We start from the raw sequence: 253 nt of genomic DNA, 5'->3' as shown, positions 1-253 counted from the left end.
CCTGCTCTACTTGCCGCTTGCCATCGCCCCGCTGCTGATCGTCAGCCTGGCTTTGTGGTTCCGCCGCAAGCTGGGCGGTATGACGGGCGACGTGCATGGCGCGGGAATCGAGCTGACCGAAACCGGGTTGCTCGTCGCCACCCTCCTCTATCTCGCGCCCTGAGCGATTCGCAGCAGCGCGTCGCAATCGACATGCGCCTCCAGCACGGCGGCTATGGCGTCGAGTGCGGCGTCGACATCGACATGATGATCG

The 253-nt window shown here is 65.2% G+C and carries 1 protein-coding gene; it reads left to right on the top strand.

From position 1 onward, the window contains the following. The first annotated feature begins 10 nt into the window (after positions 1-10). On the top strand, positions 11-163 hold the full coding sequence (locus AC0L2P_RS32445) for an adenosylcobinamide-GDP ribazoletransferase (protein WP_473507273.1): 153 nt from the start codon (positions 11-13) through the stop codon (positions 161-163). Positions 164-253 lie beyond the last annotated feature (90 nt).

The sequence above is a fragment of the Mesorhizobium sp. WSM4836 genome (assembly GCF_055811815.1).
Note: the sequence above shows the minus strand (reverse complement) of the source record. Positions and strands in the feature narration are given on the sequence as shown.